Source organism: Streptomyces hygroscopicus subsp. hygroscopicus (assembly GCF_001553455.1).
Taxonomy (GTDB): domain Bacteria; phylum Actinomycetota; class Actinomycetes; order Streptomycetales; family Streptomycetaceae; genus Streptomyces; species Streptomyces hygroscopicus.
Genome location: NZ_BBOX01000102.1, coordinates 1 through 5,698, shown reverse-complemented (window position 1 = coordinate 5,698; position 5,698 = coordinate 1). Strand labels below are relative to the sequence as shown.

Annotated in this window: 4 protein-coding genes; 2 read left to right on the top strand and 2 right to left on the bottom strand. The window is 72.0% G+C overall.

What is annotated here, in order from left to right; genetic code table 11:
* Window positions 1-422: 422 nt before the first annotated feature.
* Window positions 423-1,070: a TetR/AcrR family transcriptional regulator gene (locus tag AXW62_RS11345; RefSeq protein ID WP_060944389.1), complete on the bottom strand. Its 648-nt coding sequence runs from the start codon at window positions 1,068-1,070 to the stop codon at window positions 423-425.
* A gap of 298 nt (window positions 1,071-1,368) precedes the next feature.
* Here AXW62_RS11345 and AXW62_RS11340 point away from each other — a divergent pair, with 298 nt between their 5' ends.
* The gene (locus tag AXW62_RS11340) at window positions 1,369-1,908 is read left to right on the top strand and encodes a DUF2165 domain-containing protein (protein ID WP_060944388.1); all 540 of its coding nucleotides are present in this window, start codon (window positions 1,369-1,371) and stop codon (window positions 1,906-1,908) included.
* A gap of 169 nt (window positions 1,909-2,077) precedes the next feature.
* Here the strand turns inward: AXW62_RS11340 and AXW62_RS11335 are convergent, their stop codons facing one another.
* Window positions 2,078-3,034 carry a LysR family transcriptional regulator gene (locus AXW62_RS11335; protein WP_060944387.1) on the bottom strand — a complete coding sequence of 319 codons (957 nt, stop codon included), beginning with the start codon at window positions 3,032-3,034 and terminating at the stop codon, window positions 2,078-2,080.
* A gap of 223 nt (window positions 3,035-3,257) precedes the next feature.
* Here AXW62_RS11335 and AXW62_RS11330 point away from each other — a divergent pair, with 223 nt between their 5' ends.
* Window positions 3,258-5,570 (top strand): FdhF/YdeP family oxidoreductase, encoded by a 2,313-nt coding sequence (locus tag AXW62_RS11330; RefSeq protein WP_060944386.1) that lies wholly within the window; start codon window positions 3,258-3,260, stop codon window positions 5,568-5,570.
* Window positions 5,571-5,698 lie beyond the last annotated feature (128 nt).

The window sequence follows — 5,698 nt, the reverse complement described above, 5'->3', positions numbered from 1 at the left end:
CCCGCCGGTCACGCCGACCGTCCCGCCGGAGGCGGTCGGCCACGCCGCCGTGCGGGCCGTGCGCGACGGCTATCGCGGTGCGCAACCGAAGGCTGCCGCCGTACGTCTCCCAGCGCTTGCTTCGTTGGGGTAGTCCTGCCTCCGCACCGGCGGTGGAGACGGCAGGGGGCACGGGCCGTGGCGCCGCGCGGTCGGTGGCACCGCGCGGTCAGGAAGCGGGGGCGGGCGGGGTGTGGGGGCACACCGTGGGCACGGTGTGGGAGCACACCGCAGACAGGGTGTGAACGCGTACCACGGGCAGGGTGTGGGAGCACACCGCGGGCAGGGCGTGACCGCCTACCACGGCCACCACCGCCCCATCGCCCGGCCCGGCCACGGGCGTCGGGACCCCACGGCACCGCGCCACGGCACCGCGCCACGGCTCAACCGCCGTCAGCGGCCTCCGCGGCAGCCTCGGCGGCGACGGCGGCGACCACGGCACACGCCCGCTTCTCCGGCACACCGGCCGCGATGAGCATGGCAACGGCCACCCGGGTGCCGTCGTCCTCCAGCGCCCCGGTGTTGACCTCCTCCAGCAGGGCGACCGTCATCGCCTCGAGACCGGCGCTGAGGACGGCGGCCGGCAGGTGGGCGGGGAAGAGGCCGTCCCGCCGCCCTCGCTCCAGGATGGCCGTGATCGCCTCGCGGGCCGGCCGCAGGATCTCGGCCACGCGGTCCTCGCCCAGGTCGTGACGCGCCAGCGCCAGAAGCATCCGGTAACGGTCGCCCACGGGCCACATCGACAGCGAGCAGTACGCGAGAGCCCGGTCGGCCGGCTCGAACGGCCTCACCCCGGCCGCCACCGCGGCCCGGAGGGTTTCGGAGGCTTCCTCGGCCAGCGCCTCCAACAGCGCCGCCCGTCCCGGGAAGTGTCCGAAGAGGGTGCGCCGCACGACACCGGCGGCCCGCGCCAGCTCTTCCAGGGTGATGTCCGGGTTCTGCCCCAGTTCCCGACGTGCCGTGGCCAGGATGCGCGCCCGGTTGGAGCGCGCATTGCGCCGCTGCGGCTCGCGGGCGACGGGCTTGGTCACGGAAGTACCTCGGTGGATCACAACGGCGAACGACGGGACAGCGCGCTCGGAGCCCCATTCTGGCATGGGGGACCGCCCAGCGCGGAGCAGTGCCGCCCGTGCGGACCGCGCCGGAGGCGCCCTGCCGAGCCGGCGACCGGACCCTCCACCGGGTTGCGGGCCACGGCTCGGACAGTGTGGCGAGAAGTGAACCATCTCGCGGTTGAAGCGGCTGAAAACCTACCCACGCGGGGCGGTTCTTCCGTGCATGGTGGATCACCACGATCATCGGGATCCAGCGGAGGAGAGAAGGCCGTCCATGAGAGCACCGGCCGCCGGAAAGCGTTCCCCCCGCGCCCTGTCCGCCGTCCCGGGGGTACTCACCGGGACGATCGCGCTGTACATCACGCTCGTCGCCTTCGGCAACATCACCGACTTCGACACCAACCAGCAGTTCGTACGGCATGTCCTGGCGATGGACACCACCTTCGGGGACGAGGACCTGATGTGGCGGGCGATCGACTCCCGCGCGCTCCAGGACACCGCCTACATCGCCATCATCGTCTGGGAAAGTCTCGCCGCTCTGGTCCTCCTGACCGCCACGGGCATGTGGTGCGTCGGCCGGGACAAAGACGGCATCCGCCGCGCCCGCCGGGCCAGCACCGTGGGGCTGTTGATGGTGATGCTGCTCTTCGGCGCCGGATTCATCGCCATCGGCGGCGAATGGTTCGCCATGTGGCAGTCCAAGCAGTGGAACGGGCTGGAGGCCGCCACGCGCGTTTTCCTCCTCTCCGGGATCGTCCTGCTGCTCGTTCACCTGCCCTCCGCGGAGCGCGGCGATCCCGGGTCCGCGGACTGATCGCGCCGGTTCCGGCAGACGAACGCGGCGGCGCCCGCCGCTCGACGAGACCAGGCCGTTGGGCCGCCAGCGGGCCGGGGCCGCCAGTGGACCGCAGCCACTCAAGGACCGTGGCCGCTCAAGGGCCATGGCCACTCAAGGGCCATGGCCACTCAAGGGCCATGGCCGCTCAGTGGGCCGTGGGCCGCTCGATGAATTCGGTCGCCGCCGCCCCGGGGACGCGTTCCAGGGCAGCCGCCATGTCGGCCCTCCCCGCGGCCGCCACCACCGCCTGCGCCGCGACCGAAGCCGGTTCGCGCCGCAGGACCAGCAGTCCGATCTGTTCGGTGTGCACCGGCCGCACGAGAGGCAAGGCGCGCATGCCCACCGGGACACCGAACACGTGGAGCCACGCATGCGGCACCACGCTCGCCCAATGCCCCGTTCTCACATGCGCGAACAGCGAGGCGACGGAGTCGGTCTCCACACGGGGCCGCACGGGGGTGCCGGTCCTGGCGAAGACGGCGTCCAGCGTCCGCCGTCCGAACATCCGGGGGTGCAGCAGGCACAGCGGCTGCCGGCCCGCTTCCTCCCACGACGCCTCCTGCCGCTGCCGCCCGTCGGCGGCCTCCTGGGTGAGCAGGACGAAACGCTCGCGGTACAGAGGGACGAACGTGAAGGCACTGGCCCCGTCCGCGCCGGGGCGGTAGGTGACGGCCGCGTCCAGTTCGTAGGACCGCAGGCGGGCCTCGATGTCCACGGTCTGGAGATCGGCGAGCACCTCGACCCGGGCCAGCGGGTTCCCCGCGCAGAACGCCTGGGTCAGCAGGGAGACCGCGGTGGACGCCGTCGGGACCGATCCGATCCGCAGCTGCCCGGTCATCCCGCTGCGCAGCGTGCGGACCTCTTCCTCCATCGCCTCGCGGTCGGCGAGGATCCGTTTCGCCCACACCACGATCCGCTCACCCTCCGGAGTGAGCCCCTCGTACTTGCGGGTGCGGCGCACCAGCGGCACGCCGAACTCCGCCTCGAGCTTGCGGATGGCACCCGACAGGGCGGGCTGCGAGACGTAGCACTCCTCGGCGGCCTTGGCGAAATGGCGGGTCCGCGCGAGGGCGACCAGGTATTCCAGTTGGCGAAGCAGCACACCTCATTTTCCCTGACCAGGGCGGTGCCCTCACCGTACGGTCCACCGGTCCACCGCCCGGCGGACCACCGGACGGATAAGCGGCGCTTATCACGTGATCGGCAACGGGTCTTTGACCATGCCTCCGAGCGGGCGGAAGGTGATGCGTGGCGGTGCGCCCGCCACAGGCCGACGCTGCCCCGGTGCACCCTGGCCACGGGGCGATCACGTGCTGAGGGGAACCATGAGTACGATCGATGAGCCGAACGAGGACGACCTGTCGGTGTCGGCCCCCAAAACGTGGGCCACCGGTGCACCGGCCGTCGGACACGCCCTGCGGTATGCGCTGGGGCAGACCTCGCCCCGCCGCACGGCCCTGACACTGCTCGGCATCAACCAGGCCAAGGGCTTCGACTGCCCGGGGTGCGCCTGGCCGGAGCCCGCGCCGGGGCAGCGGCACCGCAACGAGTACTGCGAGAACGGCGCCAAGCACATCAGCGACGAGGCGACCTCGCGCCGGGTGACGGCGGACTTCTTCCGCGAGCATTCCGTCTCCGAACTGGGCCGCAGGTCCGACTACTGGCTGAACCAGCAGGGGCGGCTGACCGAGCCCATGGTCAAGCGACCCGACAGCGACCACTACGAGCCGATCGGCTGGGACGAGGCGCTGGGGCTGCTGGCGGACGAGCTGCGCGCCCTGGACCACCCGGACGAGGCCCTCTTCTACACCTCCGGACGGCTCGCCAACGAACCGGCCTTCCTGCTCCAGCTCTTCGCGCGGGCCCTGGGCACCAACAACCTGCCGGACTGTTCCAACATGTGCCACGAGTCCAGCGGCTCGGCCCTCAACGAGACGCTGGGGATCGGCAAGGGCAGTGTCGGCCTGGAGGACATCTACGACGCGGACCTGGTCTTCGTGGTGGGCCAGAACCCCGGCACGAACCATCCGCGCATGCTGTCGGCGCTGGAGGAGACCAAGCGGCGCGGCGGCCAGGTCGTCGCCGTGAACCCGCTGCCCGAGGCGGGGCTGCTGCGGTTCAAGCACCCGCAGAAGGCACGCGGGATCCTGGGGCGGGGCACGGCCATCGCCGACCAGTTCCTGCAGATCCGGCCCGGTGGTGACCTCGCCCTGTTCCAGGCCCTCAACCGGCTGCTGCTGGAGGCCGAGGACGCGGCCCCGGGCACGGTGCTGGACCAGGCGTTCATCGACACGTACACCACGGGCTTCGACGACTTCGCCGCACACGCCCGCACGATCGGCTGGACGGAGATCGAGGAGGCCACCGGGCTCACCCGTGCGGAGATCGAGCAGGTCCACCGCCGCGTCCTGGCCAGCGGCAGTGTCATCGTGTGCTGGGCGATGGGCCTCACCCAGCACAAGCACGGCGTGCCCACCATCCGCGAGGTGGTGAACTTCCTGCTGCTGCGCGGCAATATCGGGCGGAAGGGGGCGGGCGTCTGCCCGGTGCGCGGTCACAGCAACGTCCAGGGCGACCGCACCATGGGCATCTGGGAACGCATGCCGCAGTCCTTCCTCGACGCGCTGGGCGCGGAGTTCTCCTTCACTCCCCCGGCCGCCCACGGCCTGGACTCGGTGGACGCCATCCGTGCGATGCGGGACGGCCGTGCCAAGGTCTTCCTGGGGGTGGCCGGAAACTTCGTACGCGCCACGCCCGACAGCGACGTCACCGAGCAGGCCATGCGCGCCTGCCGGCTCACCGCGCACATCTCCACCAAGCTCAACCGCTCGCACACGGTCTGCGGCCGGACGGCTCTGATCCTCCCGACCCTGGGGCGCAGCGACCGCGATGTGCAGGCCGGCGGGGAGCAGTTCATGTCGGTCGAGGACTCGATGAGCGAGGTGCACGCCACCCGCGGCCGCCTCGCTCCCGCCTCCGCGCACCTGCTGAGCGAGGTGTCCATCATCAGCCGCCTCGCCCGGCTGACCCTCGGGGAGAAGCCGGACATCCCGTGGGAGCGCTTCGAGGCCGATTACGACACCATCCGTGACCGGATCGCCCGGGTGATCCCGGGGTTCGAGGACTACAACGCCCGTGTCCGCCGCCCGGGTGGGTTCCGCCTGCCCAACCCGGTGAACCGCAGGGAGTTCCGCACGCCGAGCGGCAAGGCGGTCTTCACCCGCAATGACTTCACCACGCTGCGGGCGCCCGAGGGGCACTTGATCCTCCAGACGCTGCGCTCGCACGACCAGTGGAACACCATCCCCTACGCGATGGACGACCGCTACCGCGGCATCACCGGGGCCCGGCGCGTGGTCCTGGTCAACTCCGCCGATATCGCGGGGCTGGGGCTGGCCGACCGGGACATGGTCGACCTGGTGAGTGTCTGGGAGGACGGCAGGGAGCGCCGGGCGCCCGGCTTCCGGGTGGTCGCCTACCCGACGCCGGTGGGCTCCGCCGCCGCGTACTATCCGGAGACCAATGTCCTGGTCCCCCTGGACAGTGTCGCCGACATCAGCAACACACCGACCTCCAAGGCCGTCGTGGTCCGGCTGGAACCCGCGCGGGACAGGTCGGCCGCCGCCGCGTACGGGTGATGGCCGGGCGAAGGCGTCCGAGGCCGCCCCGGGGGACCGGGCCCGGTCCCCCGGGGCGATGACACCGCGGGTGCGTCCGGCCGGGCCGGCCGCACCGGCCCCTCCGCCCGGCGGGCCGGGTCCGGGCC